Consider the following 1,398-nt stretch of genomic DNA (forward strand, 5'->3'; position numbering starts at 1 on the left):
ATTCTGGCATGCGGGTACGACGTTTCGGCCGCTGACCTTGGCGGCTGGCGTGATGGTTCCACATCCATCGGTACTGACTGGTCCTTGAATCGATCGGCTGGTCGGCTCACCCGCCTATGGCGGGCTCAGGGCGGTGATGCGGTGCAGGCCTTTGAGCAGCAATCGGGTTTCGGGTGCGTTCGAGGCCAGGTGGAGCGTGATCCGGCGGGCGTGCCGGCTGATCTTCCCGGCGATCTCGAAGACCCGCGCCCGCAGCTTCTTCGGCTCCCAGCAGCGCGCCTTGGTCCCGGTGAACCCGATGAGCTGACTCCAGGCGGTGAGCTCGGCGGCGAGCATCACCAGGTGGCACCAGAGCGTGTTCGCCGCGAAGGACTGCAGCGGCAGGTTCCGCAGCCCGGTGTCTTTCGCGTTGCGGATCCGGTCCTCGCAGCGGGCCCGGCCCCGGTGACGGGCTTCGATCTGCGCGAGCTGGCCGCCGTGCTGATTCGTCGCCAGCGCCGTGTAGCGCATCCCGTCGACGTCCGTGATCCGCAGCTGGGCGCCGGGGTGGGGTTCTTCCTTGCGGACGATGACGCGCATCTTCTCCGGCCAACCGGTCAGGTCGAGCATCCCGGTGATCTCGGCGACCCAGGCGCCGTCGCGTTCGATCCCGTCCCGGTTGTAGGCACGGGACCAGGCCTCGTCCGGGATCAACGGCAGCACGGCTTCGACGGGCCCGTGGATCGGGAATCCCACCGAGTAGCCCAGGTTCCGGTGGCTCGCGGCGAGCCAGACGAGGAAGCCGTGGGTGCCGCCGGCGGAATCGGTGCGGATCATGACCCGCTTGCCGGACCGGTATCCGGCCGGCAACTGCTTCAGAGCGTCGCGGACGATCTCGATGTGGTCCGAGACCGTGTTGGAGCCGGCGTTGCCCGGGCGCAGCAGTACGGCGAGCGGTTCTCCGGTGCCGGCGGGCCCGTGGTCGACGAACGCCGTCAAGGGGTGGAACCCGTACCCCTTCTTCCATGTCGGCGACGCTTCTTCTTTGTCGGAGTGCGAGGTCAGAAGGGTGGCGTCGAGGTCGATCATCAGCGGGTTCTTCGCGGTGACGCCGTGGACCGGCGAGTCGTCGCCGGCGGCCTCCCACACCCGGGTGCGGGCTGCGGCCCGGGCGGTGTTGATCGCTGCCAGCGCCTTGCCCGGGGCCGTGGTCGCGAGGGTGGTGATGAGCCGGCTGATCGTCGGGTCCGAGGCCATGAGCCCGTATACGTCCGGCTGGGTGCGGAGCCGGTCGATGTCGGAGATGCAGTCCCCGCCGGTGGCGAGGGAGAGTGCGAGGTCGGTGAGGATCTTGCCCGGGTCGTGGCGGGCGTTGGGCTTGCGCCACGGTCCCAGCGCCTGGGACAGTCCGGTGTCGAG

At 69.2% G+C, this 1,398-nt stretch carries 1 protein-coding gene; it reads right to left on the reverse strand.

Translation table 11 applies throughout. The features are described from left to right. Positions 1-114 precede the first annotated feature (114 nt). A partial coding sequence (locus IE069_RS15520) for an IS1380 family transposase (protein WP_189351589.1) occupies positions 115-1,398 on the reverse strand: 1,284 nt, incomplete at its 5' end.

The sequence above is a fragment of the Zhihengliuella salsuginis genome (assembly GCF_014651715.1).
Classification (GTDB): domain Bacteria; phylum Actinomycetota; class Actinomycetes; order Actinomycetales; family Micrococcaceae; genus Zhihengliuella; species Zhihengliuella salsuginis.